The sequence below is a fragment of the Desulfovibrio intestinalis genome, from assembly GCF_014202345.1.
GTDB lineage: Bacteria > Desulfobacterota > Desulfovibrionia > Desulfovibrionales > Desulfovibrionaceae > Desulfovibrio > Desulfovibrio intestinalis.
In genome coordinates this window covers 69,434-94,379 of sequence record NZ_JACHGO010000002.1, presented here as the reverse complement: position 1 = coordinate 94,379, position 24,946 = coordinate 69,434, and the positions used below count along the sequence as shown (strand labels likewise).

At 54.5% G+C, this 24,946-nt stretch carries 22 protein-coding genes; 9 read left to right on the top strand and 13 right to left on the bottom strand.

All coding sequences use genetic code 11. The features are described from left to right. The first annotated feature begins 376 nt into the window (after positions 1 to 376). A complete protein-coding gene (locus tag HNQ38_RS03235) occupies positions 377 to 673 on the top strand; it encodes a pseudouridine synthase (RefSeq protein ID WP_183717987.1) in 297 nt (98 codons plus the stop codon). 474 nt (positions 674 to 1,147) lie between these two features. Here the strand turns inward: HNQ38_RS03235 and HNQ38_RS03230 are convergent, their stop codons facing one another. Continuing rightward, complete coding sequence (locus tag HNQ38_RS03230; protein ID WP_183717986.1) at positions 1,148 to 1,954, bottom strand: exodeoxyribonuclease III; 807 nt, start codon at positions 1,952 to 1,954, stop codon at positions 1,148 to 1,150. A 172-nt stretch (positions 1,955 to 2,126) separates the two neighbouring features. Here HNQ38_RS03230 and HNQ38_RS03225 point away from each other — a divergent pair, with 172 nt between their 5' ends. After that, positions 2,127 to 2,717, top strand: a complete 591-nt coding sequence (locus tag HNQ38_RS03225; protein ID WP_183717985.1) for an IMP cyclohydrolase — start codon at positions 2,127 to 2,129, stop codon at positions 2,715 to 2,717. Positions 2,718 to 2,830: 113 nt separating this feature from the next. Next, positions 2,831 to 4,498, top strand: a complete 1,668-nt coding sequence (gene hflX / locus HNQ38_RS03220; protein WP_183718354.1) for a GTPase HflX — start codon at positions 2,831 to 2,833, stop codon at positions 4,496 to 4,498. A 406-nt stretch (positions 4,499 to 4,904) separates the two neighbouring features. Here hflX and HNQ38_RS03215 read toward each other — a convergent pair whose 3' ends face one another. After that, positions 4,905 to 5,594, bottom strand: a complete 690-nt coding sequence (locus HNQ38_RS03215) for a hypothetical protein (protein ID WP_183717984.1) — start codon at positions 5,592 to 5,594, stop codon at positions 4,905 to 4,907. 356 nt (positions 5,595 to 5,950) lie between these two features. Between HNQ38_RS03215 and rfbF the strand changes: the two genes are divergently transcribed. From rfbF to HNQ38_RS03200, 3 genes are all read left to right on the top strand, one after another. Further along, positions 5,951 to 6,715 carry a glucose-1-phosphate cytidylyltransferase gene (rfbF, locus tag HNQ38_RS03210; protein ID WP_183717983.1) on the top strand — a complete coding sequence of 255 codons (765 nt, stop codon included), beginning with the start codon at positions 5,951 to 5,953 and terminating at the stop codon, positions 6,713 to 6,715. Positions 6,716 to 6,813: 98 nt separating this feature from the next. After that, a complete protein-coding gene (gene rfbG, locus HNQ38_RS03205; protein WP_183717982.1) occupies positions 6,814 to 7,929 on the top strand; it encodes a CDP-glucose 4,6-dehydratase in 1,116 nt (371 codons plus the stop codon). Continuing rightward, entirely contained in the window at positions 7,929 to 8,426 is a 498-nt protein-coding gene (locus HNQ38_RS03200) for a dTDP-4-dehydrorhamnose 3,5-epimerase family protein (RefSeq protein WP_183717981.1), read from the top strand. Before rfbG ends, HNQ38_RS03200 begins: the two co-directional genes overlap by 1 nt. 605 nt (positions 8,427 to 9,031) lie before the next feature. Here the strand turns inward: HNQ38_RS03200 and HNQ38_RS03195 are convergent. Continuing rightward, positions 9,032 to 9,931, bottom strand: coding sequence for a LysR family transcriptional regulator (locus tag HNQ38_RS03195; protein ID WP_183717980.1), 900 nt, complete (start codon positions 9,929 to 9,931; stop codon positions 9,032 to 9,034). A 183-nt stretch (positions 9,932 to 10,114) separates the two neighbouring features. On the opposite strand from HNQ38_RS03195, the gene HNQ38_RS03190 reads away from it, so the two are divergent. Continuing rightward, positions 10,115 to 11,026 (top strand): AEC family transporter, encoded by a 912-nt coding sequence (locus tag HNQ38_RS03190; RefSeq protein WP_183717979.1) that lies wholly within the window; start codon positions 10,115 to 10,117, stop codon positions 11,024 to 11,026. Positions 11,027 to 11,131: 105 nt separating this feature from the next. On the opposite strand, the gene HNQ38_RS03185 is transcribed toward HNQ38_RS03190, so the two are convergent. From HNQ38_RS03185 to HNQ38_RS03140, 10 genes are all read right to left on the bottom strand, one after another. Then, positions 11,132 to 12,067: a DMT family transporter gene (locus HNQ38_RS03185; RefSeq protein ID WP_183717978.1), complete on the bottom strand. Its 936-nt coding sequence runs from the start codon at positions 12,065 to 12,067 to the stop codon at positions 11,132 to 11,134. Between the two features lie 495 nt (positions 12,068 to 12,562). Next, positions 12,563 to 13,477, bottom strand: a complete 915-nt coding sequence (locus HNQ38_RS03180; protein ID WP_183717977.1) for a D-alanine--D-alanine ligase family protein — start codon at positions 13,475 to 13,477, stop codon at positions 12,563 to 12,565. Then, positions 13,440 to 14,096, bottom strand: a complete 657-nt coding sequence (locus tag HNQ38_RS03175; protein WP_183717976.1) for an HDIG domain-containing metalloprotein — start codon at positions 14,094 to 14,096, stop codon at positions 13,440 to 13,442. The genes HNQ38_RS03180 and HNQ38_RS03175 overlap by 38 nt, the downstream gene beginning before the upstream one ends. A 589-nt stretch (positions 14,097 to 14,685) precedes the next feature. After that, on the bottom strand, positions 14,686 to 15,903 hold the full coding sequence (locus tag HNQ38_RS03170) for a lytic murein transglycosylase (RefSeq protein ID WP_246387969.1): 1,218 nt from the start codon (positions 15,901 to 15,903) through the stop codon (positions 14,686 to 14,688). Positions 15,904 to 15,983: 80 nt separating this feature from the next. Next, entirely contained in the window at positions 15,984 to 16,676 is a 693-nt protein-coding gene (locus HNQ38_RS03165) for a LexA family transcriptional regulator (protein WP_246387968.1), read from the bottom strand. Between the two features lie 35 nt (positions 16,677 to 16,711). Further along, a complete protein-coding gene (hflC, locus tag HNQ38_RS03160; RefSeq protein WP_183717973.1) occupies positions 16,712 to 17,560 on the bottom strand; it encodes a protease modulator HflC in 849 nt (282 codons plus the stop codon). Next, positions 17,560 to 18,720: an FtsH protease activity modulator HflK gene (gene hflK / locus HNQ38_RS03155; protein WP_183717972.1), complete on the bottom strand. Its 1,161-nt coding sequence runs from the start codon at positions 18,718 to 18,720 to the stop codon at positions 17,560 to 17,562. The genes hflC and hflK overlap by 1 nt, the downstream gene beginning before the upstream one ends. A 522-nt stretch (positions 18,721 to 19,242) precedes the next feature. Next, entirely contained in the window at positions 19,243 to 19,503 is a 261-nt protein-coding gene (locus HNQ38_RS03150) for a hypothetical protein (protein ID WP_183717971.1), read from the bottom strand. Positions 19,504 to 19,888: 385 nt separating this feature from the next. Beyond that, positions 19,889 to 21,547, bottom strand: a complete 1,659-nt coding sequence (locus HNQ38_RS03145; RefSeq protein ID WP_183717970.1) for a ribonuclease J — start codon at positions 21,545 to 21,547, stop codon at positions 19,889 to 19,891. 40 nt (positions 21,548 to 21,587) lie between these two features. Further along, the gene (locus tag HNQ38_RS03140; protein WP_183717969.1) at positions 21,588 to 23,009 is read right to left on the bottom strand and encodes a TolC family protein; all 1,422 of its coding nucleotides are present in this window, start codon (positions 23,007 to 23,009) and stop codon (positions 21,588 to 21,590) included. 775 nt (positions 23,010 to 23,784) lie between these two features. On the opposite strand from HNQ38_RS03140, the gene tolQ reads away from it, so the two are divergent. Both tolQ and tolR read left to right on the top strand, forming a co-directional pair. Further along, entirely contained in the window at positions 23,785 to 24,480 is a 696-nt protein-coding gene (gene tolQ / locus HNQ38_RS03135; RefSeq protein ID WP_183717968.1) for a protein TolQ, read from the top strand. Position 24,481: 1 nt separating this feature from the next. Beyond that, the gene (gene tolR, locus HNQ38_RS03130) at positions 24,482 to 24,940 is read left to right on the top strand and encodes a protein TolR (RefSeq protein WP_183717967.1); all 459 of its coding nucleotides are present in this window, start codon (positions 24,482 to 24,484) and stop codon (positions 24,938 to 24,940) included. Positions 24,941 to 24,946 lie beyond the last annotated feature (6 nt).

Below are 24,946 nucleotides of genomic sequence, written 5' to 3'. Positions count from 1 at the left end.
TTATGACTGCTTGCCAGCAATACTTTATTCACCCTGTAAGGGACTACTTCACCCTCGCCCCCCTTTTGCTGAACGTCTGGCGTGCATACGCATTTCCCTGCCAGCTATGCACCAGCTCCCTGTTTACAGGCAAAACCGCCCCCATGGGCAGACCAGCGTGCAGCAATGCAATGCTACTGCCCCATAACGCTGTCCATTCATCTTCTCACAGACAAACGCAAGCCCACGAGCCTCCGATACCGGCAGTTCCGCGTCAGCCGCAAGGCATGTTTTTTGCTTATCAATAGCGCAAGACCTTATATGGTCAATTTTGCCGCCTACTGCCTTCCTTACTGCCAAAGCAGCACTGGAAGCGCCAAGCATAAGGAGAAAGCCAGTGGAACTGGAATTCCGTTTTCGTAATAATGATATGGGGCCGCTGTTTCCAACATTTCAGGAAAGGGTGAACGCTATGCTGCCCGCGCAAAAAGCGGAAGCTGCGGCTAGCACATCCGCCGCGCATGAACTGGAGCCCCCAGTTACAGAAACACCGCATATGCTCAATAATGAAGAAATGACCCAGGCGCTTGCTCAGGTGGAAGACGAAGCCGCCCAGCACAGCCAGGAAATGATGCAGGCGCACTCTGGCCTGAATGAGCAGCGTGTGGCGCGCCTCTTGGGCCTGCTCGACTAGAATTATTTGCGCAGTTAAACGCCGCTATGGGCGTGCTTCATGCTTTGAGGATGGATATTCTCAATGCTCATCTGCCCCAAGACTGCTTTGATTGGCGGATATGCCCGGCTGAACCCACTGGCAGAGCCCACACGGATTGCAGATCCCTTGTGAGTTTTCGCCGCACGGTTTTTCCAATCTGGCATTATTGCAACCGTCCATTTTTTGACGGCCTGTTCTGTTTTTATAAAATGCAAAAACCGCCTTTGGCCCTGCTCCAACGCAGAGGACAAAGGCGGTTTTTCATTACAAGTATGCAGTGAATCCAGATGGGCAGAGCGCATCGTGCCGCAGGCCCACCGTCTGTAGCAACCCGCCTCTACAAGCACACGGCATGCGGGCGGGATGCATATCTGGCTGCCAGGCAATCCCGAAAATGCCGTTGTGCGCCAACACTAATCTGCGCGGCGCACAGGGCGGCGTCTTCGCCGAAGCCTATACCTCCAGACTCAGGCCAACAGGGCAGTGGTCCGAGCCGTAGACGTCGTTTTCAATCCAGGCATCGCGAATGGCGGGCACAAGTTCCTGCGAGACAAAAAAGTAGTCAATGCGCCAACCAATATTCTTTTCACGCGCGCGGCTCTTATACGACCACCACGAATATTTTTCAGGCGCGTCGCCGTGTACATGACGAAAGGTGTCCACATAGCCCATAGCTGTAAAGCGGTCCAGAAAGGCGCGTTCTTCAGGCAGAAAACCCGTATTTTTTTCGTTGGGCTTGGGCCGGGCCAAATCTATGGGTCGATGCGCTATATTGAAGTCGCCGCAAACCACAATGGGTTTTGTCTTGCGGCATTCTTCAGCATAAGCCAGAAAAGCTTCGAAGTATCCCATCTTATAGGGCACGCGTTTGAATGCCCCCGTGGGTTTACCGTTTTCATCCAGCTCTTCGGCCCCGCCGTTGGGAAAGTAGCCATTGAAAAAATGAAACGCCGGGTATTCCAGATGCAGCAGGCGGCCTTCGCCCTGAAATTCAGGCTGCGGCAATTCTGCGCTGCTGTTTAAAAAGGGCGTGCGGCTGTACACGGCCACGCCGGAGTACCCTTTTTTTACAACACTGGACGACCAGCATGACTCCCAGCCGGCGGGCTCGCGCACAGTCTCGTCCAGCTGCTCCGGGTGCGCCTTGGTCTCTTGCAGGGCAACCACATCCGCATCAGTCTGCGTGAACCAGTCCCATTCCGCCTTGGCGGACACAGCCCGCAAACCGTTAACATTCCAAGATACGAGTTTGAGCAGCATAAAACCTCCTCTTGCAGCATAGCCTCGCGGGCCTTTGCCTGCAAGGCCCACAACTGTCGAGCGCGTTGCTGATTGCCTAAACAGAAGCTTTGCTGTAGTAATGAAGGTGGGTTGCATCACGCAGCGCCGGGCTTTCCGGCGCATATACCCATCGAAATTTAGGAGTCGCTTCATGGAAATTTTGCCCATCCGCCGCGCCATATTGAGCGTTACGGACAAAAGCGGCCTTGTGGAATTTGCCACCTTTCTGACCACCCGTGGTGTGGAGCTTATTTCCACCGGCGGTACCCAGAAAGTGCTGGAGGCGGCGGGCTTGCCCGTCACCGCGGTAAGTACGGTAACCGGCTTTCCCGAAGTTCTCGGTGGCCGGGTAAAAACCCTGCACCCCAAGATTCACGCAGGCATTTTGGCCAACAAAGACGAAGAATCCCACATGCAGACCCTGACCGAAAAGGGCATTCGCCCCTTTGATCTGGTTTGCGTCAACCTTTACGACTTTGCAGGCGCTGTGGAGCGTCAGCTCTCGCTTGAAGAAGCCGTGGAGGAAATTGACATCGGCGGGCCATGTATGCTGCGGGCGGCTGCCAAGAACTTCCACAGTGTTCTTGTGCTGCCTTCGCCCCAGTGGTACCCCACCGCGATGGACGAAATGCGTACGCATGAAAACGGCGTGAGCCTGGAATTTCGCCAGATCATGGCGTCACGGGCCTTTGAGGCCACTTCACGTTACGACGCGCTCATCACGTCCTACCTTCGTCCGTAACCGGCATTCTTCGGGGCGGCCTGGCCGCCCCGTTTTTTCTGCTTTATAACCGCCAGCATCAACTGGTCCGGCCCGCCGGATATCCAAAGACATACGTCCGTCAGGAGACGACCATTCCAAAACCAGAAGGCAACGTACAAGGGCTGAAACCGAGCCAGCTTGCCGCCCTCAACCGTTTGTTCAACCGCCGGTTTCCTGCGGAAGACGTTTATACGGTTGAGCAGGCGCGCGAACTGGCGCTGCTTTCACGCGCCATAGGACGGCAGGTAGGCCTGCTCATCGACCGCAAGGGCCGTGTGCAAATGGTCATTGTGGGCGAGGCTGGCAGCATCATGATTCCTGAACTGCCCAGAGGCCGCAGCGGCAATGAACGCCTGCGCGGTCTGCGTCTTTTGCACACGCATCTGACACCCGGCGGCATCAGTCAGGAAGACCTTATGGATATGCTCTTCCTGCGGCTGGACGCCGTTGTCGCCCTTACGGTCAACCCCGTGGGCGATCCTGTGCAGTGGCAGGCGGCGCATCTTTTGCCCTCAAGCGTCAACGGCCAGGCCTATCAGCTCGATCAACCCCGTCCATGGGACCGCACAACGGCCCAAATGGTAGACACGGCTGAAGCTCTGGAGGAAGAATTGTCGCGCCGGGCTGAAGACGCTAGGGAAGCTGACGGCACCCCGCGTGCCCTGCTGGTTTCCGTAGCTGCCCTGCCCCGCATCATTCAGGAACGCAATCTGGATGAACTGGGAGAACTGGCCCGCACCGCTGGCCTGACCGTGGCCGGGCGGATGGTGCAGCGCGTAACCCAGGTGAACCCGCGTCTTATCATGGGCCGCGGCAAAGTTGCGGAACTTGAAGTGCTGGCCCTGCAAGGCCGTGCGGGCATGCTGATTTTTGACGGCGAGCTTTCGCCTTCGCAACTGCATAATCTGGCAGACATCACCGAACGCAAGGTTGTAGACCGCACCCAGCTCATTCTTGATATTTTTGCCCAGCACGCCGTAAGCCGCGCAGGCAAATTGCAGGTGGAGCTGGCCCAGTTGCGCTACACCCAACCGCGCCTTGTGGGCAAAAACCGCGCTATGGACCGCCTTATGGGCGGCATTGGCGGACGCGGCCCCGGTGAAACCAAGCTTGAGACCGACCGCCGCAAAATACGCGACAGAATGGCCCGCATCCGCAAAGAACTCGACCAGTTACGCAGGCAGCGTTCTTTCACCAGAGCGCGCCGTTCACGCCAGGGCATCCCTTTGGCGGCGCTTGTGGGCTATACCAACGCGGGCAAGTCAACACTGCTCAACACGCTCACCCGCTCTGAAGTACTGGCGGAAAACAAGCTTTTTGCCACACTTGATCCCACCACGCGGCGGCTGCGTTTTCCTGCCGAAAAAGAGCTTATTCTGGCTGACACTGTCGGGTTTATCCGCAATCTGCCCAAGGAGCTCATGGACGCTTTTCGCGCCACGCTTGAGGAACTGGAAGCAGCCCAGCTGCTTCTGCATGTGGCTGACGCATCGCACCCCGACCTTTTGCAGCAGATCAGCGCTGTTGAAACCATCTTGGCCGAGATGGAGCTTGACCGGGTGCCGCGCCTGCTCATTCTCAACAAGTGGGATCAGCTGGAAGCGCCCGCCCGTGCGGAACTCGCAGACGCCTTTCCTCATGCCCTGCCCATTGCCGCCAAAACGGGCGACGGCTGCAAGGCACTGCTGGAAGAGCTTGAAATGCGTCTGTTGCACGAGGCCACCAATATTGTGGAAGAAATTCCCTACTGCCTCAACTGAGCAACGCTTGCCTCGCAGCGGGCTAAAGCATTTTCACTTTACATTCCTTGTGCGGGAGGAGCCTCTTTTACAAAAGAGGCTCCTCTCTGCATTTTATGCATTAAAGCAGATCAACTTTGAAATGCATTACATTTCAAAGTTGTCATTCTACCGTTTTCGGCAGAATCCACGTCCGGTTGTCCGGTGCTGTGGCGCGCTACTGTGTGCTGTTTATACTGCTTGAATACTTTCAAATTTTTCAGTTTTTACATGCTCTAAAGGGGCTGTTTCTAAATTAATGATTTTGCGCCAAGGGCAAGGAAAAAGCCTTTTTTACGGAAGAAGTGTACTTTCACGGTACACGACTGGAGTAAAAAAGGCTTTTTGACGCAGCCAGTTGGACAAAAGAATTATTTAGAGACAGCCCCTAGATTTTGGTCACGCTCTGATTATCTCCAGCCATAGTATCCTGGTCTGGAGCGGGCTTTTCCGGCGCGGGTTGCGGCTTGGGTTCGCTGGGTACAGCGGGTGCAGCGGGTGCAGCGGGAGCGCTTTTTTCGGTAGCATACTGGCGGGCCGTGCTTTCCATAACAGCCTGTCCCACCACCAGCCACTTGCCGTCAATCTTGCGCAGGGCAAGCCAGCTTGTCATGCGGGCCGGGGTGGTTATCTGGGCCACGGCAGCGTCAGAGCCGATTTCCGTAACATTGGCGTTGTTCAGGCTTTCCGGCACCCAGGGGCAATTGGGAGTTTCAGCCTGACGGCATTGGGCCATAAGTTCGCCTGTGCTGACGCCACGGTTGAAGTGGCTGTGCAGGCGTGCTTCCATATCCACAATGCTGCCCAGCAGTTCGTCTACGCCACCAATGCCCAGTGAACGGCCCAGGCTGTCCAGAAGGCCCAGAGGCGCTTCTTCCTTGGTCATATTTTTTATGTCGTTGTTGGCAAAGCTTTTAAGATCCATGCCTGCCAGAAACGCTGCGCTGTCATTCTTTTTCAAAGCCTCGGCCATGCCATTGAGCGCTTTTTGCGGCCCGGAAGATACGCAGGCTGCCACCAGGGCCGCCAGTATCAGCAGCACTGAAAAATAACGAGAAGGACGACTGGACAATTTCATACATACCTCTTGGCAAATCTATAATATTTCAACCTTGAGAATTTACATTCGCAACGTTTTCAACACGCCAGTTCCGGTGAGTAAAACCATGAATAACTGTCGGTTACGCCTCTATGGCGAACGTCTGCTACACTGTTCTCTGCACAATTTTAAAATAAAATTGCTCCGGATGCGCGCCAGACTGCGCCAGTAGTGGTTCTGGAACGACGCAACCTTCTTATAGCCCTTCACGTTCGTTAATGCAAAGGGGGCACTTGGCAGCTACAGGGCTTTTTTTCCTCACGGCCTTCTGCTACACATTTGCCACGCGCTGTGCACGGCATTGGGCCTGAGGCGCAGCGTCAGGAGGCATTTACATGAAAGTCATTATTATGTGTGGCGGCAAGGGTACGCGCTTGCGCGAGGAAACCTCGGTCAAACCCAAGCCTATGGTCGAGATCGGTGGACGGCCCGTGCTGTGGCACATCATGTCCATTTATGCCCGCTTCGGCTTCAAGGACTTTGTGCTGCCCCTGGGCTACAAAGGCCAGGTCATAAAGCAGTATTTTCATGACTACAACATCCGTAACACGGATTTTACTGTGGACCTGAAAAGCGGGGCCATCACCACCTATCCCAGTCATATCGAAGATTGGCGCGTTACGCTGTGCGACACTGGCGAAGACACCCTCAAGGGGGGCCGCCTCAAACGCGTGGCCAAGTATATTGACACCGACAGTTTCATGGTCACTTATGGTGACGGCGTGGCTGATATTGATCTGAACAAGCTGATCGAATTCCACAAGCAGTCCGGCACCATCGGCACCTTTACGGGAGTGCGCATGCCCTCACGCTTCGGCACTGTGCGTACCGACGATCAGGGCAAGATTCTCTCATGGGAAGAAAAGCCTGTGCTGGACGAATACATCAACTGCGGCTTCTTTGTCTTTAAACGTGAGTTCCTCGACTATCTTACTGAAGACGAAAGCTGCGATCTGGAAAAAGAACCCCTGCAACGGCTTGCGGCGGAAGGACAGCTTTCAATGTATCCGCACCCCGGCCAGTGGCAGTGCATGGACACATTGCGCGACTCCATAAAACTCAATGAACTTTGGGATTCCGGACGCGCATTCTGGGTGTAAACCCGCACTTTGATGTCACGCGCGGCAAGGCGGAACGGTGCGTTATCGCGCCAACAGCCGCCTTGCCGCGCTGCAACCTTTTCTGAAGGAGCAAATTCATGTTTGCCAACGCATATAAAGGGCGCCGGGTCTTCGTGACCGGGCACACGGGCTTTAAAGGCTCCTGGCTGGCAGCATGGCTGAGCCAGATGGGCGCTGTCGTGGGCGGTTTTTCCGACGATGTGCCCACAGAACCTTCACACTACGGCGCAATGAATCTGGGTGCACACCTTGAGGCCGACCTGCGTGGCGACATTCGCGACCGCGACGCCCTTGTGCGAGCCGTGCGCCAGTTCCGCCCGGATGCGGTCTTTCACCTTGCCGCCCAGGCTCTGGTGCGCAAATCTTATGACGATCCGGCTCTCACGTTTGAAGCCAACATGATGGGCACGCTCAACATGCTGGAGGCCGTGCGCGTCTGCCCAGACGTGGGCGCAGTGGTCATGATTACTTCAGACAAGTGCTATCGCAATGACGAATGGGTGTGGGGCTACCGCGAAACCGACCATCTTGGCGGGCACGACCCCTACTCCGCTTCCAAAAGCTGCGCAGAAATCATCGCGCACTCCTACTTTGAAAGTTTCTTCAAGGACGGCCCGGCCTGCGCCACCGTACGCGCAGGCAACGTCATCGGCGGGGGCGACTGGGCGCTTGACCGTATTGTGCCAGACTGCGCCCGTGCCTGGGCAGCAGGCCAGCCTGTGCAGATTCGCAGCCCCTGGGCCACCCGCCCCTGGCAGCTGGTGCTGGAACCCCTTTCGGGCTACCTGTGGCTGGGCGCGCGCCTTCTGCTGGGCCAGAACAGCCCCTTTGACCTGCGCGGGCAGGCATATAACTTTGGCCCCGCAGCGGATGTGAACAACACCGTGGCCGAAGTGGTGGAAGCCCTGGCCGTGCACTGGCCCGGATTCAACAGCGAAATGGACAAGGCCGGGCAGGCTGGCATGAAAGAATGCACACTGCTCAAGCTTTGCTGCGACAAGGCTTTGGCCCATCTTGGCTGGAAGGCGACCCTCAACTTTGAAGAAACCATCCGCTACACTGCGGAATGGTACCATTGCTTCTATCAGGGTGAAGGCGGCAAAAAACCGCAGAACATGCTGGACTTCACGCTGGGTCAGATTGCGGCATACGTTAACGCCGCCGAGCAGCGCGGGCAGGTGTGGGTAAAGTAATGGCCGTCACGGAAACTGTTGCGCAAGACGTGGGCATTGAAGGCGCATTGATGCAACCTCTGGCTGTCATTCCCACACCCGGAGGTCCGGTGATGCACATGCTGCGTCCCGATTCCGCCCTGTTGCCTGACTTTCACCAGTGCTTCGGCGAAATATATTTCTCCGAAGTTCTGCCCGGCCACGTCAAAGCGTGGAAGCGCCACTGCCGTCAGGTGCAGCATTTTGCCGTTCCCTCTGGTCTGCTGCGCATCGTGCTCTATGACGACCGCGAGAATTCCCCTACACGGGGAGTCTTGTGTGAACTGGCCCTTGGCAGACCGGACAACTACGCACTGCTGCGCATTCCCACAGGCGTATGGTACGGATTTGCGGCAATGGGCGGCACGCCTGCCCTCATCTGCAACTGTGCGGATATTCCCCACGACCCGACAGAAGGGCAGCGCCTGTCCGAGAATGATCCCACCGTCCCCTATACATGGGATTTGGGTGCGGCATAGCGCCGGACGGGCAGCCCATAGCATCGCGCCGGAACAACAGTATGTTTTTTCTCTGCGCTGCTTCCAGCTGACATTTTTATAAAAACAGAAAAAGCGGCCCTTTTCATGACGGAAGTGTACCCAGGTACCTGACCGGAAGAAAAGGGCCGCTTTGCGTTACAGTCAGGAAAGGACTTGCAACAGTTCCAGGTTTGGCATCTGTTGGGCTGCTGAAAATACTCTTGATCTTCAAACAAGGTCACGCGCCATGACGTAATGCTGCTCTCGGGCCAATAACACTGGAGCTTCGGCAACAGAAGCTCCTGCGTGTGAAAAGTGCAATTACGGCAGGGAATTTCTCCCGACAGACGCACAACATCCCTCACTGATGGTGGAGGCAACCTCTGGGTGTATGAGGACGCCCAACGCAAGCAGATGTGCGTGGTGGACGCACAGAACTGCGCAGTGTGCATGCACAAAAACTTTGCCATCAACCAAAAGCACGAGCGGGGTTTGCCCCGCTACCGGAAAGCATACCTGCATCAAGGAGAATACCGTTCTCCCTCACACTGGCTGCCCCCTGTTTTTCACCCACGACGCACATGAATACTCACGCCACAATGCACTCAGCATATTGGTGACGTAAAAATGGATTTATTTGATCTGATGGCAGAAACAATGAAATCCATAGTTTTTTTTACTCGTGAGATTTTTTTTGATTCCGCGTCGGCCTGTATCCAGAACTTTCTTTCTATCCACCGCTCAGGTAGCACAGGAACAAGTTCAGCATCCTCACGCGCCATAAAAAACGGCAGCACACCTATGCCTATTCCTGCTTTTATGGCGCTCATCTGGCCAAGCACAGTTGAACTTCTGAAGCCTGTTTGCGCTGAAGGATAAATTTCTTCAATGAATCTCAACTCCTGATCATAGAGCAGATCGTCAATGTACCCAATCAGTTTATGCTGTTTCAGGTCTGAAAGTTCTTTAATGGCGTATGATGTATTTATGTAATGCGCGCTCGCAAATAATCCCAATTTGTAGTCTGTTATATTTTCACTAACAATTTTTTTTGCACCTGGTTTTTTGACTGTTATGAGAATATCAACTTCGCGCTTTGATAAACTGTAATAAAAAGGCACTGAAACAAGTTCAACCTCAAGCAGTGGATTTTGCGTTTGTAAAAGCTTCAATTTCTGGGCAAGAAAACAATTTCCCAACCCGTCGGGGCACCCGATACGTATTTTACCTGAAACCTGACCTTCGGCGTGAGAAGCGTAATCCTGAAACTTCAGCGCGGCCCGCTCCAATTCTTCAGCAATGGGGCGTAATTTTTCACCGGCGTGGGTAACCAGGCACCCTCTTTCTGTTCTGATAAACAGCTCTGCGCCCAGTGCAGCTTCCAGTGCGGATATGCGCCTGGAGACAGTGCAATGGGTGACATGAAGCTGCTGTGCGGCTGCAACAAACGAGCTTGTCCGGCTTACAGAAAGAAAAAACCTGATATCGTCCCAATTTGGATTCATCTTTTCCCCTATAGCAGGTTTACTTTGTAATACTGCACATTCCCCAGAGGTCCGTTGGGGAGCCCCTGAAAACACCGGACAGCTGATAATTTATGAACATCAAATTTTAATTATTTCGCGTAGACTGATAATTTTTGATAAGCTACAGGTAAAAAATTCCAATTCATAACGCCGGGTAGTCACGTGGAAAAATTTTTGCTGATCAGTTTTTTTGTCGGAATAGGTGTTCTTTTCAGGCGCTTGCCTGCATTTCCCAAAGAAACGGCCCAGGCGCTCAATATGTTCGCGCTTTATGTCGCGCTGCCAGCTGTAATTTTATTAAAAGTTCCGCAGATCAGCTTTACACCCGATATGATATTGCCTGCGACTCTGCCCTGGGCAATGCTTTTGCTCTCGGTCGCAATGGTTTGGTGCGGCAGCAGGCTGTTTAACTGGGAAAGGCCTGTAACGGGAGTGCTGTTGCTTGTTGTCCCCATCGGGAATACCGCTTTTATGGGAGTTCCCATGATAAAAACCTTTTTTGGCGACCAGGGCATTCCTCCGCTGATCATCTATGACCAGTTGGGAACCATGCCCATATTTGCAATTTATGGTTCTGCGGTTCTTGCCCTGTATAGCAGTGGCGCAAAAATTAAAATAATAAAAATTGTAGAACGCGCGGTGCTGTTTCCACCGACCCTCGCTCTGATTGCAGGGCTGGCTTTTCGCACTACGCCATATCCGAATTTTGTAATGAATAGTCTTGAAGCTTTGTCGGAAATGCTGATTCCACTTGTAATGACAGCAATAGGCTTTCAACTCAAAGTTCGACTCAGCCCCCAGATACTACACCCGCTGCTGTACGGCCTGACAGTCAAACTTGCGGCAGCCCCCCTGATTGCATTACTGGGTTGCCGCCTGCTTGGCTTACACGACCTGACTGCAAATGTTGCCATTTTTGAGGCTGGTATGCCCCCAATGGTTACCGCAGGGGCCCTTGCAATGGCAGCGGGGTTGGCTCCCGAACTGGCGGCGGCAACCGTCAGCCTGGGCATGTTGCTTTCTTTCTTATCGTTGCCCGTACTTTATTGGGTTATTGATTCAACCTGTTTTTAATTTTTACATAACTATTCGTGTGGCAGTGCTCCCCCAATTTATGTGCAACTACTGCCATGGCACTGGCGCTTTCCATTTGTGCCACGCATTTTTTTATCCGTTGCTTCAGGTTTTATTTCTGCTTTGCAGGCACAAATTTTCCGCCTTTCTTCTGACTCTGAACTGCCGCATTTCAGACAAGACCAAGCCAGCCAGAGTCAAAGCGGTGCCCAGTCCTGCCATCCAGGTGATCTTTTCACGAAGTATAAGGGCGGCAGTAATAACAGTCACAACGGGCACGAGGTAAATATACACGCTGCTTTGCACAGCCCCCAGGCGCCTGATGGCGAATGTCCAGGCCACAAAACACATGGCCGATGCGCCAAGCCCCAGAAAAAGAATATTGCTCCAGTTCACAAAAGCCCCAAAACGGCTCAAGCCCCAATGAAAATCCATAAGCGGCAGGCAGGGCAACATGAATAGCAGGCCATAGAAAAAGCAACGGCGCGTTACCTGAAGGCTGTTATAGCCGAAGGCCAATATTTTTCTGGTAAATATGGAGTAGAACGACCAGGCAAGCCCGGCCAGCACTGCCAGCAGATCGCCCACAGGGTTAAGGTGCAACTCGGTGCTGCCGCTAAAGCTTATAAGCCCTATGCCTAGAATGGCTGCTGCAAAGCCCAAAAAGAAATTGAGTCCCGGCTTTTCGGCTTTCAACAGCCAGAGTGACAGCAAGGCCGTAAAAAACGGTGATACTGCCACAATAACTCCCACATTGGATGCAAATGTTTGCGTGAGGGCGATATTTTCCAGTAAAAAATAAAGCGTTACTCCGGCAAGCCCGGCCCCGGCAAACAGCCATTCCTGCTTTTTTTCCGTGAGCCGCAACATTTTTGGGCAAGCCAGCCACAAGGCAGCAAAGCCAAGAATAAAGCGGAAAAAAAGAATTTCAATGGGGTTGAAATCGCGCAGCAGCACCTTGGTTGAGATAAAGGTAGTGCCCCATACAAGAATGCAGAACAGGGCCGCCAGATGACCAGCCAGAACTTTTTTATCAGACATGGGACCGTGGGGGGTTGGGGGTAAAATAGCGCAAACAAACGGCCATCGTCGGCGTGAATGAAACCCTATGCCATCAGGAGCAGATCAACGCTGAAATGCTTCAATTTCAACGTAGTTGTTTGCCGAAAAATACAACTTTCAGCTGAATCCACGCTGAATTACGACGCAGCGCACTCGCGTGTTGCACCAGGCTGTAAACTTTTCAAAGCTTAAAGACGCTGATTAAAGAGCCTCCTGGAAACGCACAGTTATTTCGTTTGGCAAGGCGCGATCTTTTTTGAAGCAGGAGTGGACTCTTCCGTCCCCGACTGCTTCAAAAAAAGTGAAGCAACGCCGCCAAACGGAATAAATCAGCGTTTCCTTAAAAAACGCTGAAACTGCAGCCCACCACAACGTTACGTCATGGTGGGCAATATCAACGTCTTGGGCGGTCAGCCTGATCCGGGTTGGTAGATTTTACACTACCAGCAACCGGATCGTGCGCCGCCAAAAAAATTATTTGCCTGCGCTGTCTGCCATGCCCAATTCCACAAGGCGTTCAAGCAACTGGCCGAAATCCAGACCAATGGTTCTGGCTTCACGCGGCACAAGGCTGGTGGCCGTCATGCCCGGTAAGGTATTTACTTCCAGAAGCGTAAGGCTGTTGTCTGCCCCAAGGATGAAATCTGCCCGGCTGTAGCCCCTGAGACCAAGCGCCCTGTGCGCCGCCAGCGTCAGTTCCTGCACGCGGGCCGTAAGAGCATCGCCTATGGGCGCAGGGCATATTTCACGGGCGCCGTCTTGGGCGTATTTGCTTTCATAATCAAAAAAATCGCCAGCCACAGGCTCGATAAGAATGGGCGGCAGCGGCTCCTCGCCCAGGATGCCGCAAGTAACTTCCCGGCCTTGCAGAACAGGCTCCATAATAACTTCTTCACCGGCAGCGAATATCTGGCCCATGATGTCGTCAAGTTCGGCGCGATTGGTGGCGCGGCCAAGCAGCAAGGATGAGCCGCCTGTATTGCTTTTGACAAAAAGAGGAAACGGCAAACGCGGCTGCCAGTCCTTTTCGGGCGGCACTGGCACAAAGTCCCAGTCGGCGGTGGGTAGCCCGGCCAGACGGAACAACTGCTTGGCTGCACATTTATTGAGCGCCAAAAAAGAACCCGCCGGGCCAGACCCCTGATACGGACAGCCCACGCGATCAAGCATGGCCTGCACAAGGCCGTCTTCGCCGGGGGCTCCGTGCAGGTTGATGAGGGCAAAATCGTGCTTGCGGGCTTCATCCAGCAAACGGTTGAAGTCGGCAAGAAGATCAAAGAACGTAACCTGATGACCGCGTGCTTCCAGAGCAGGAACCATAGCACGCGCGCCATTCAGTGATACCTGTCGCTCAGGGGACCAGCCGCCCGCAATCAAAAGAATCTTCATTCAGAGTCCACCCCAGTTGCGCCGTAAGGGCGCTTTCAATATTTTTTCCCTGGTTAAAAGCGGCATAAATGCCTTCACGGGCAGCCTCACTGTGGCCGTAGCGGCCAAGCAGGTCGTCGTACCGCTCTTCAAGGCTGACGCAGGAATCGTGCCGGACCCTTTTGTCAGCGTACATCACGAAAAAAGGCAGAGCGCATATCCCGCTTCCCTCGGGCAGCGGCCACGGCCACCAGACGTGCAACATAACGCCCTGGGCAATGGAGTAGTTGCCCGTTTCCGCCACGGTCCAGGCTGCGCCCACCTGAGCATGACTGCCGCCGTGACGGACACAGTAGGTTTTGGCGATGTCGTGCAGCAATCCGCCGGCGCGCACCTCCCCCACATTGACGTCAAACCCCAATTCCGCAGCCCTTGCAGCCAGAGACGTGGCAATATGGGCCACAAGCGTGGAGTGACGGCGAATATTGGGCAGCATGTCGTACTTGTCCCACAGGGCAAAACAGGCCGTGTCTGTGGGCACAAGGCTCCCAGACCGACGCAAACCGGGCAATCTTGGAAGATCGGCCAGAGGGCGGGCGGCCTTTGCTGTAGAGGTATCAGGCTGCGATGAACATTTCATTGGGAAAGTATGCCACCCGACGGACGGGATGGCAAGAAAGGCCGCCACGAGCATGCACTGCTGCAGGCGCAAAAAACGTGCGCCCGGCGCTCGTTAGAACGCCGGGCGATCTGCGGGCACACTACCGCAAATACTCACTTCTGCCATCTGCTGGGGCATACACCCTCAAACAGGGGGCAAAGATGAGCCAGCGCCGGGCACGGCCCGGCAACGTGGCCTTACAAGATTCTGAAACACGCAAAAGCCATTTCAGAATTGCTCCTGTTGACGGGACAGGAGGCCACGTATGGGGCAAGCCCCATATTTTATTCATCGACAGGTAAGAGAATAACTTGAGAGCCGGAAAAGTCCGTTCCTTCAGCCTGATCGGAACAGTGCTTCAATTGACCTGCGCTCACCGGTGGTCAGAAGACGTTCACTGGTGTGCGGAATGAAAAATCTGAAGAAGATTTACTTTGAAAAGTTTTACATTTCAAAGCTGTCATGCTACCGAAAAATGCATTCTTCGGCAAAATCTACGGAGTGTTACGGTGCACTGCACTTTCTCGCATCTTCAGAACATTTAAACTTTTTTCAAAAGTAAAATGCTCTAACTCTGCGGCTGTGAACCGCTTGATGAAGCCTTGTCCTTTGGAGCATTTTTTCCGCCCTGACCAGCCTTGCCGCCTGACACTTTACCCTTCTGGCCTGTTTTTCCAGACTTTACGGGTTCAACAGCTTTGGCAGGAGCGGCAGGTTTGGACACAAGGTCAGCCAACGCCAAAATCGTGTTGGCGTAGATAACCGACTTGTTATAGGCCATGAGTACTTTATGTTGCTGTGCGCGGTTTATGCCCGGCTTCCAGCCGTGCCGTGCCAGATAGTTGGACAGGCTTGCCACAGCGTCAGGCACATGAAACAGATCCACCTTGCCATCCCCATCGCCGTCAGCGCCATACGCCGCGATATTGGAAGGCATGAACTGGCACAGCCCCACAGCTCCATAGATGGAGCTTGGCAAATACCTGGGATCAAGATCGTCCTGCAAGATGTGGGTTACAAGGGCACGCACTTCTTTATAGGCCCAATCGGCACGCTTGGGCATGGTTTCATCGAACCAGGGCATATGTTCTTCATAACCTGGCATACGCGGCAGCCACTGGCTGATGTCGTCAGGCTGGCGGCTCACCGCCATACTGGCAAGAGTGAACAGCGCGTTTTCCGGAACATCGGCAAGAACCTTGCCCAGCCGCGTTTCTACAAACAGCAGGGCAGCAGCAATGGAAGATGGTACTCCAAAGCGGGCCTGAGCCTGACTGAAGGCCAGCTTGTGATTTGCAATAAAATCGCGGCACAGACGGGCGTTTTGCTCAGTCACTACCCCTTTGTAGTATTTTTCAGTGGGAGGCGTAGTAGAAGGCGGACGGGGCATGAAGCGGCTCTTGTAGAGCTCAAGCATCTTACGCCCCATTGGCGACTGGCTGGGCGTAGGCGCAAGAGTAGACAGCAAAGCATCCACTCTGGGGCCTGAAAGCCCGTCGGCGGTGAGCCTTTGGGCCAGCGGCTGCCACACGGGAGCCACTGAAGGCCTTGCCGCATCAGCCTGACCTTGCGCCGCAGGCGCAGGTTGATAACCGGGATCAAGAGGCTTGTCTGCCGCCACGCGCGAATCAGGTTTCACGCCGGCAGCCGGTGGGGGCAGGTCGACGCCAGCCCTGGTATCTGCCTTGGCACCTGCCATAGAATCAAGGCCAACGGGCGCCAGCCCGGTCTGTTCTGGGGGGGATACGGGCTCAGTATACGCACCGCCGCAGGCGATCATGAGCATAGAGCACGTCAGACAACAGACCAGGCAGGCCGTTCTGAACAAGGTCAGACATATTTTGCCAGTCGGGCTTTTTATCATTCCTAAAGTTCCTGAAATATCCATACCACCCGGCCCACCAGACGCTTGTTCAGCAAATCGGGCGCGAGAGTGGTTTCAGGAAAATCAGCCGAATCAGAACGCAGCACGTAGCCGTCTTGAGAGCTATTCAGAAAAATGCGACGCAAAATCACACCTTCGTTGGGTGCAAAAAGTGCGTATACACGCCCCGAAATAACGTCTCTATCCATAGTGTCTACACCAAGGTGGGCATCAGACATGACCGTGGGGATCATGTTGGTTCCACGCATGCGCATCACGGAAAGCCCATCCTTCATAAACGAGTGCGGCAAGGATATTTTTCCCGCCAGTTCCAGGGATGGTCTTGGCTGTTCATCACAGTAATCACAGCGCATGTGGTAGACGGAAGCCACAACTCCCCTAGCCAGCGTGTCGCCGTAGTGGGCGGCATTTTCGGCCAGAGATGCGGGAGCATCCTGCGGCGTATAGCCTTGTTCGGTGCGCAGGTACATAGGGCCTATGCCCTGTTTGAGCCAGTCGGGGTTAAGGCCGAACTTTTCAAACAGTTTCATAAACCAGTCGCCTGGCACGGAATTGCGGCGCTTCGCATCGGAGATGCTCGACTGACGGATATCCAGCACTTCGGCTAATTCCACCTGAGTGCGGCTGTTTGTCGCCAGCTTGATACGTTCGTATATTTCTGCAAAGGCAGGCATGGTCTTGGACTCCGTAACGCGACCAGGTCGCGTCATCAATGTTGAGGATTAAGAAGAGGCGCTTCGTTGGCCAGCACCATCTTGCTGTTCTCCTTGAGAGATTTTCTCATAGCTTCCAGCCAGCGTTGGTATGCATAAAACTGGGGAGCCTTGTTATAGGATTGAGCGTAAATCGAGGCGGCTTTGGCATCGCCTGTGCCTCGAGTTATCTGCGCCTCACGGGCAGCTTCTGCCAGAATGACAGCGCGCTGGCGGTCAGCGTCTGAACGGATGCGTGTGGACTCTTCTTCGCCTTCAGAGCGGTATTGCTTGGCCTGACGTTCACGTTCGGCCCGCATGCGCCCAAAGATGGCGCGCTGGTTTTCCGGCGGCAGGTCCGTACGTTTGATCCGCACGTCCAACACTTCAACACCATAGCTGTGCATCAAGGCCGAAACCTTGTTCGTCACTTCCTTCATGATGGCTGCACGGTGGGATGATACAACTTCTGTAAGTGTGTAAGCCCCCACCAGGGCCCGCAATTGGGAGTAGACAACGTCGTCAAGTCGCGCCTGCGCGCCCGGAATGGTGCGCATTGTGCGGTAAAACTGCAAAGGATTAATAATCTTCCAACGGGCGTAGTTATCAAGCACAATGGCCTTTTTATCTACAGTAAAGGCCTCGCGGGAGCGGGCTTCGTAATCCAGCACCCGCGAATCGAAATACACCACATTTTGGATAAAAGGCATTTTAAAGTGCAAACCGGGGCCATAGACCTTGTCCAGAGGTTCACCCAGCTGCAGAACCAAGGCTGTCTGTGTTTGATGCACTGTGAAAAAACATTGACTGCCAGCAACAACAACTACCAATAAAATTATAACGATCAACAAAGGATTATTACGCATTATTTCTTCTCCAAAGCCTTGGGAGCAGCCGGAGCGCTCAGTCCTGGCAAGGTCAGGTAGGGCAATGCCCGCGATGCCGCAGGGCCGTCCATAAGCACCTTTTCTTCCGCGCCGGCAAGAATATCTTCCATTGCTTCGTAGTAAAGGCGCTGTTCCGTGACCTTGGGAGCCTTGCTGTGCTCGGCGCTCAAGGCATCGAAGCGGGCAGTTTCACCCTCGGCATTACGCACACGCAAAGCCTGATAGGATTCTGCCTCGTTGAGCATGGCCGCCGACTGGCCTCTTGCCTTGGGCAAGAGCTCGTTACGGTAGGCTTCTGCTTCATTTATAATGCGGCTCTTGTCTTCTCTGGCACTGGCCACATCTTTAAATGCGTCAATAACTTCCTGCGGTGGGTGCACGTCCTGCAACTGGACGGCCAGCACCTGTATGCCCGCTCCATAGCGGTCAAGAATTGTCTGCAGAAGCTGGGTAGCCTCGCTCTGGATCTTAAGCTTGCCGTCGGTAATGGCAGAGTCAATCTGACTGTTGCCGATAACCTCGCGCATGGCCGCCTCAGCGGCATTGCGCACCAGGGCCGTGGGCGCGCTCACATTAAAGAGGTACTGTACCGGGTCGCCAATTTTATACTGAACGCTGAACTGCACATTGACGATATTTTCGTCACCGGTGAGCATTGACGCTTCTTCCGAAACAGTGCGCACCTGTCCCTGCTGGAACGTGGCGCTTTGCCCCACCGAGCGAAAGCCCACTTCACTGCGCAGCACCTGGGTGACCTGTGGCTTGTATACGCTTTCAATAGGTGCGGGCCACGCATAATGCGGACCAGGGCCTTCAGTGCGGTCATACTTGCCGAAACGCAGCACAACCCCCTCTTCGTCGGGGTTGACAATGTAGATGCCGGATAAAAGCCAAAGCGCCACTACCCCAAGACCCACAAACAAAAATCCCTTTCCGTTGGGAAAGCGCAATTGCGAAAGTTTTTTTAGGGGATTTTCATTCCCTCCCCCACGACCATTGAAGGTACTACGCTTTGCGCGGGGGGGCTGACGGTCCTGCCCTTCATCTTCTGGTTCAGTTTCGTGTTGCTGCTTGGGGGGGGGATTCCCGCCCTGCTGTCTCTGCCTCTTTTCCTGTAGTTTATCCCAGTCCCAATTCATGACGGAGTTTTACCCTTTTTTAATCGCAGCGCGGTTCCAACTTTTCAGAGTGCCGGAAACACCCACGTTTTAGTATGGTGTGAAGAGGTAAAAATAGGGCATGAATGCAGCGTGGTCAAGAACGCCGTGCCTCCATGGTAAGCAAGTGCATACTGGATAAGGTATAGTGCACCCCTCGTCAAGACTACCTAGCAATTCGCTAGACAATCCTGTGCCCCATTGTCATCCCTTCCACTCATATCGTGAAACTCACGCTGTGAAATCGGAAAACAGACATCGTGTTATCTGCAAAGTATACGAAGTCAGTTATTTTTGACGTTGCATTTGCAACATTTTTAAAACTTTTTGCATATTTTCCGCAAAAATATGCAAATGTCGATCATTTCGGGTAGCTAAAGCCCAGACAAGGCAGAATTTCGCCGCAAAAAAATGCGGCCAGAATCGCCAGCGGACACGCGCGGAAAAACCGCCACGTGCGCTACGCGTTCTGCCCGCAGGGGCAAGCACTCAATTACGGCTGCTTTAATAGGCCAGCTGCACCACATACTCCGTATTGGTGTTGACGCTGGGGCTGCGCAGCCTGGCTCCGGCCAGAGGCACAACTCGCATAACGTCAACTACTTCAGCCTTGACCGCAAAGCCTGGGGCATAAAGCAAGCCATCTCGAGATTTCTGTCCCTGATCTTCTTGCCAAAGTAACACGCCGAAAAAAAGCCCGCAACCAACAAGCGCTGTACTCAGCACGACGTAAGGAACCCTGGTAGCCCTACTTGCCTTACTCATGACCGCTCCTTGCGGCAGCTTTTGCCGCCGCCAGATTTTTGTCATGAATAAAGCAAATTCTATGCCGTCAAAGCCTATCCAGAACGAGCCGTGTATAGCTTGCCCGTACAGACGGGGCTGAAAGGCAACCAGCAAGCCCCGCATCGTGTCTGGCCCAGAGCATCTAACCCTAAAGAAGCTTATGTGCGCTAACGCTGCACGAAGCGCAGCGCGGCGCAAACAAAATCCGCAGAATTGCCAGTAATAATGCCGCCGCGATCGGCGTGCGCCCGTGCGCAAAGAGCAAACAGCATCAAAACGCAGCCTCGCTCCGTCAACGGACCCTGTGCAGCCCCCGTGCGGGATATGCCAATGGTGATCCGGCAGGAGCGAGGCTCGCGCCAGCTTAAACCTCGCTGATAATGGCGACCACCACTGGATCACGCTCCAGCACACGGCGGAAGAACCGCCGCAAGGACGAGCGTATGCCCTCCTGCATGCGATTCAACTGCCCGGGGCGGGCCGCTTCAATTTCGTCCAAAACAAGGCATTTGGCGTCTTCAAGAAGGTGGCTGTAGTGCTGTTCGAACACAAAGCCCTTGGAAATCATCTCTGGCCCGTGAAGCACACTGCCAGTTTCCGAATCCACAACCAGCACCACTATAACCATGCCCTCGTCGCCAAGAATACGGCGCTCGCGCAGCACGGCGTAGCCCACGTCGCCAACCCCCTTGCCGTCCACAAGAGTACACTCAACCGGCACTCGCTGCTCCAGCCTGAAGGAGTCGTCCTGAAGCGTCAAAGGCTGTCCATCCTCAAGCAGGATGACATTCTCTTCCTTGACGCCACACTCGATGGCCAGTCGGCCATGCTTGACCAGATGCTGATATTCGCCATGCACAGGCACGAAAATTTCCGGCCTCACAGCTTCAAACATCTCACGCAGTTCTTCCCGCTGGGCATGGCCCGAAGCGTGGATGGCATGCACGCTTTCGTACAATACTTCCGCACCCATGCGGTACATTTCGTTAATAAGCTTGGACACTGCCTTGGCGTTGCCGGGAATCATGCGCGAGCTCATAACCACGGTGTCGCCCTTGCGGATTTCAAGCTGCCTGTGGCCGCCAAGCACCATACGCGACAAGGCCGACATGGGCTCGCCCTGCGCGCCTGTAACCACGAGAACCAGCTCGTTGTCGGGCAGGTCGGGCACACCGTTATGGGCGTTGAAGAAAGACGGCGGCAGTTTTGCGATACCAAGGTCTCGGGCCATCTCTATATTGTTAGCCAAAGATTTTCCGCTGATGACAACAGTGCGCCCAAATTCGCGCGCAAGGTCGAATACTTCCTGTATCCGCTGGATATGGCTTGAAAAAAGCGTAATGACAATGCGCCCTTCAGCTCTGGCGAAAATCTTTTCCAGCGAATCTTTCACTTCTCTTTCTGTAAGAGACCGCCCTTCACGCATGACGTTGGTGGAGTCGGAAAGCAGAAGACGTGCGCCTTGCGGCCCGGCGAAATCACGAAAAACCTCAAGGTCCGTGCCTGTGCCATCAAGAGGATGCGGATCAATCTTGAAGTCGCCACTGTGCACCACGCGCCCGATAGGCGTGTCTACCCCCAGGCCAAAGCCTTCGGGAATGGAATGACAGACCGGAAAAAACCGAAACGTCAGGTCGCCCAGGGGCAAAACCGTTTGCGCGTCTACGGGGCACAGTTCGACCCAGTCAAGAATTTCGCGTTCGCGCAACTTGTGTTCCACCAGGGCAAGGGTAAAGCGCGAACCGTAAATGCGCGTTCCCTTGAGTTCAGGCAGAAGCCAGGGCAACGCCCCAATGTGGTCTTCATGCCCGTGCGTGAGCACGATGCCGAGCAGTTTGTCTTTAACGGCGCTGACTGCGCCAAAATGCGGAATAACCACGTCAACGCCCAAATGGGCATCATCAGGAAACATAAGGCCACAGTCCACCATGACTACGCCGCCTGCGGTTTCCCATAGCTGACAGTTGAGTCCGATTTCTCCGAGGCCCCCCAGGGGCGTAATGGTAAGGTAGGGTTCTTTCATTCCTCTTTCGCTTGTGCTTGGGCGCTACAGGTGCTCAAAATCAGCGCCGCATCAGATCAGGTTGAAATTCGCCCATAGCCACATACAATTGTGACAGGGCAGTAAGATAGTCGGCCTTGGCCCCGGTCAGGGATGCCTGCGCCGTGGTGAGCTTGGACGAAGCGTCCAGTACGTCAAAGTTGGTGCCCACCTGTTCCTGGTAGCGGGCCAATGCCACATGGTAGGCCTCTGTGGCCTGTTCCACGGTTTTCTCCGCTACGTTAATGCGCTTTTCTGCCTCATGCACGGCCAAGAGTTTGGACTTGACATCATAGCCCACGCTGAGTTTCAGGTTTTCGACCTCATAGCGCATTTTTGTTACAAGCCATCCGGCTTCCTTGTCCGCATAGTAGGTGGTGCCCCACTGAAAAACATTCCAGGTGGCGCGCGCGCCCACTTCCCACGTTTGGGTGCGGGAGCCGTTACTCCCGTCCTTTTGCAGGTCAGGCGTGTTGCCGCTCTGAGTTATGTTGTAATAGGCTTCCACCTGCGGATAATAATCGCTCTGCACCGCCTGCTGATTTTTACCGGCGATTTCTACGGATTTGGCAGCCATGTAAACATCTGGCCGCTGGCGGTAGGCAGCTTCAAGGCACTGCTCCAGCGACTTTGTAAAAGGCACATGGGCCAGCTGGCCCGTGTATTTTACCGGGGTCGTCACTGAAAATCCCAGCAGGGTGTTCAACTGAGCCTGGCTGGTATCGCGGCTGTTTTCAGCCTTGATAACCGAATTTTCCGCCTGATACACATCCACTTCAGCCTGCAGTACGTCCAGGCGGGGCCGCAGGCCAACATCAAAAAACGCTGTGGTGATGCGCAACTGATCGCGCAAACGTGCCAGAGCATCACGCTCGCTGCGCACGCTTTCTTCATAGCGCAAAAAATTCAGAAACTGCGTCTGCACCTGCTCCGTCATAGACAGTTCGGCATTGCGCAAGGCGGCCTTGTCGCTGTCAGCCTGCAAAGCGGCCTGCTGGTAGTTAGCCAGCAGCTTGAAGCCCTGAAACACGGGCTGCGAAACTTCAACGCCCCAACTGTACGTTCCCATATTGGGCGGCGCCACGGTGTTGGCAGTACTTTTTCTTTCCTGCTTGGCCGTTGAATAGCTCATGCCCAATTTGGGGCCAAACGCGCCACGCGCAGACTTGCGGCTTTCTTCCGAAGAACGGCCCTGCGACTCCTGTGAACCAAGGCTGGGGTTAAACTCCAACGCGCGGTTCACAGCGTCGTGTATATTGATATTCCACGTTTCGCCGTGTTTTCCCGCGCCTGTGGCCCCTGCCCCGCCTTGAGATCCCAAACTGCGCTGCCCCTGAAAAACGGGCATGGCAGCTCCAGGCCCCGCGCCGCGCGTTGCCGCTGCGGAAGGAGAACAGAAAATGGCACACATGAGCACAAGGGAGAGAACAGAAGAGCGAATCACAGAAACCGCCGTAATTGAGGAGGTGGCATGCGCCTTGAAAGCGACGTATGAGAATGGCAGGCCTTGCATGGCCTTACATACAACGCGCAAGACATCATTGGCAATACAGTCCGGCGCAGCTTTGCCGCAAAGCATTTGGACCGTCCGGGCATGCCCTGTCTGGCGCTCTAGTTATAACGCAGACCATATAGGACGGAAGCGAAAAAATAAATATAAAATATTTCGCCTTCGCGCGCCGCAGTGCCCGGCACAAGCCATAAAACAGCCTGTTATTCCACCCGGCTTGCCAAAATGGCGTCTTTATATAAAGTAAGGGTAACTGCGCATGAGCACGCCCCTGCAATTCGCGATCACAAAGCGGAGCATCCGCAACCCGGCATTGCCGTGGCCCTCTCAGCCTGTTGAAAACAATAACATACGGCAATGTAATGCGTTTTGACGAACCTGAAGCCCCTTCAAGGGTTCATAACAACGGTCCAGAAAGCGCACATTACAGCCTCAGCCCGAAAAATGGCGCGCGCCGGACTTGACGAACCGCCCGTACAGGTGCATTCCGTTTCGGCGTGCAGGTTTCAAATCCCCACCCATCGCGGGCCAGGGGCAAAAGGTCTAAAAAAAATCTTGAAACTTTGCCCCACTCGTTGCATTCTCCGCCAGAGCCTTAGCGGCTGTGGCGGCGCTGCCGTCATGACCGGCGCTTTTTTGCGTCCTGCGTTCCGGCACTACTTGCGGCGATTTGTGAAAACACGGCTGCTGCGCACTTATGGAGAATTTCATGGAATTCAGTTTCTTTTCAATGATTGCCCAGGCAAGCCTGGTGGCCAAGGCGGTGCTGGCTCTTCTGGTCGTTATGTCCATTATCAGCTGGGGCCTGATGATCCAGAAGTTTTTTGCGCTCAGCGCCGCCAACAACAAGGCTCTTAACGGTACGGAAGGCTTTGAAAAAGCCCCCAACCTGCGTGAAGCCGTACAATCCCTCGGCGCCGATCCCGCATCTCCCCTCTACTATATTGCTCATCAGGGCGTGCTGGAATTCAACCGCTCAAAAGAGTTGGGCAACAGCAGCGAAGTGGTGGTGGACAACGTTCGCCGTGCACTGCGCCAGGGCGTGGGCAGCGAATTGTCGCGCCTGCAGCGCTCGCTTTCTCTGCTGGCCACAACCGCCAATACAGCGCCCTTTATCGGTCTGTTCGGCACGGTGTGGGGTATCATGAGCTCGTTCCACTCCATTGGCATGCTCAAATCCGCTTCGCTGGCCACCGTGGCCCCGGGTATTTCCGAAGCTCTGGTTGCTACCGCCATCGGTCTGGCCGTGGCCGTGCCTGCCACCATTGGCTTCAACATCTTTATGGGCAAGCTTTCTCAGGTAGACACCCTGCTGGTGAACTTTGCAGGCGTTTTCCTGAACCGCGTTCAGCGCGAAATCAATGCCCATCGCCCCGTGCAGCGTACGGGCGCAACGGAGATGTAGCATGGGCGCCAATGTCGGAAACGGCAGTAAATTCGTTTCGGAAATCAACGTTACGCCCTTCGTGGACGTCATGCTGGTGTTGCTCATCATCTTTATGGTGGCAACGCCCATGATGAGCCAGGGGCTTGAAGTTGATTTGCCGCAAACCCAGCAGGTTGAAGTTCTGCCTACGGAAGCCGAGCATATGGTGCTCACCGTGCGCAGTGACGGCAAAATCTATCTTGACGAATATGGCGTGGACAGCATGGAAGACCTTGAAGGCTACCTGCAGCGCCTTGTCAAAGAAAAAAATAAAACTCTGTTCCTCCAGGCAGATAAGGCCGTACCCTACGGCACTGTGGTGGAAGTTATGGGGCACATCAAGGCCGTCGGCATTGAAAAGCTCGGCGTAATCGCTGAACAGCCCGATCAAGCCCCGGCCAAGGGTGGCAAAACCACCCCTGCCCGTGCCCCGAAGTAGGTTCTT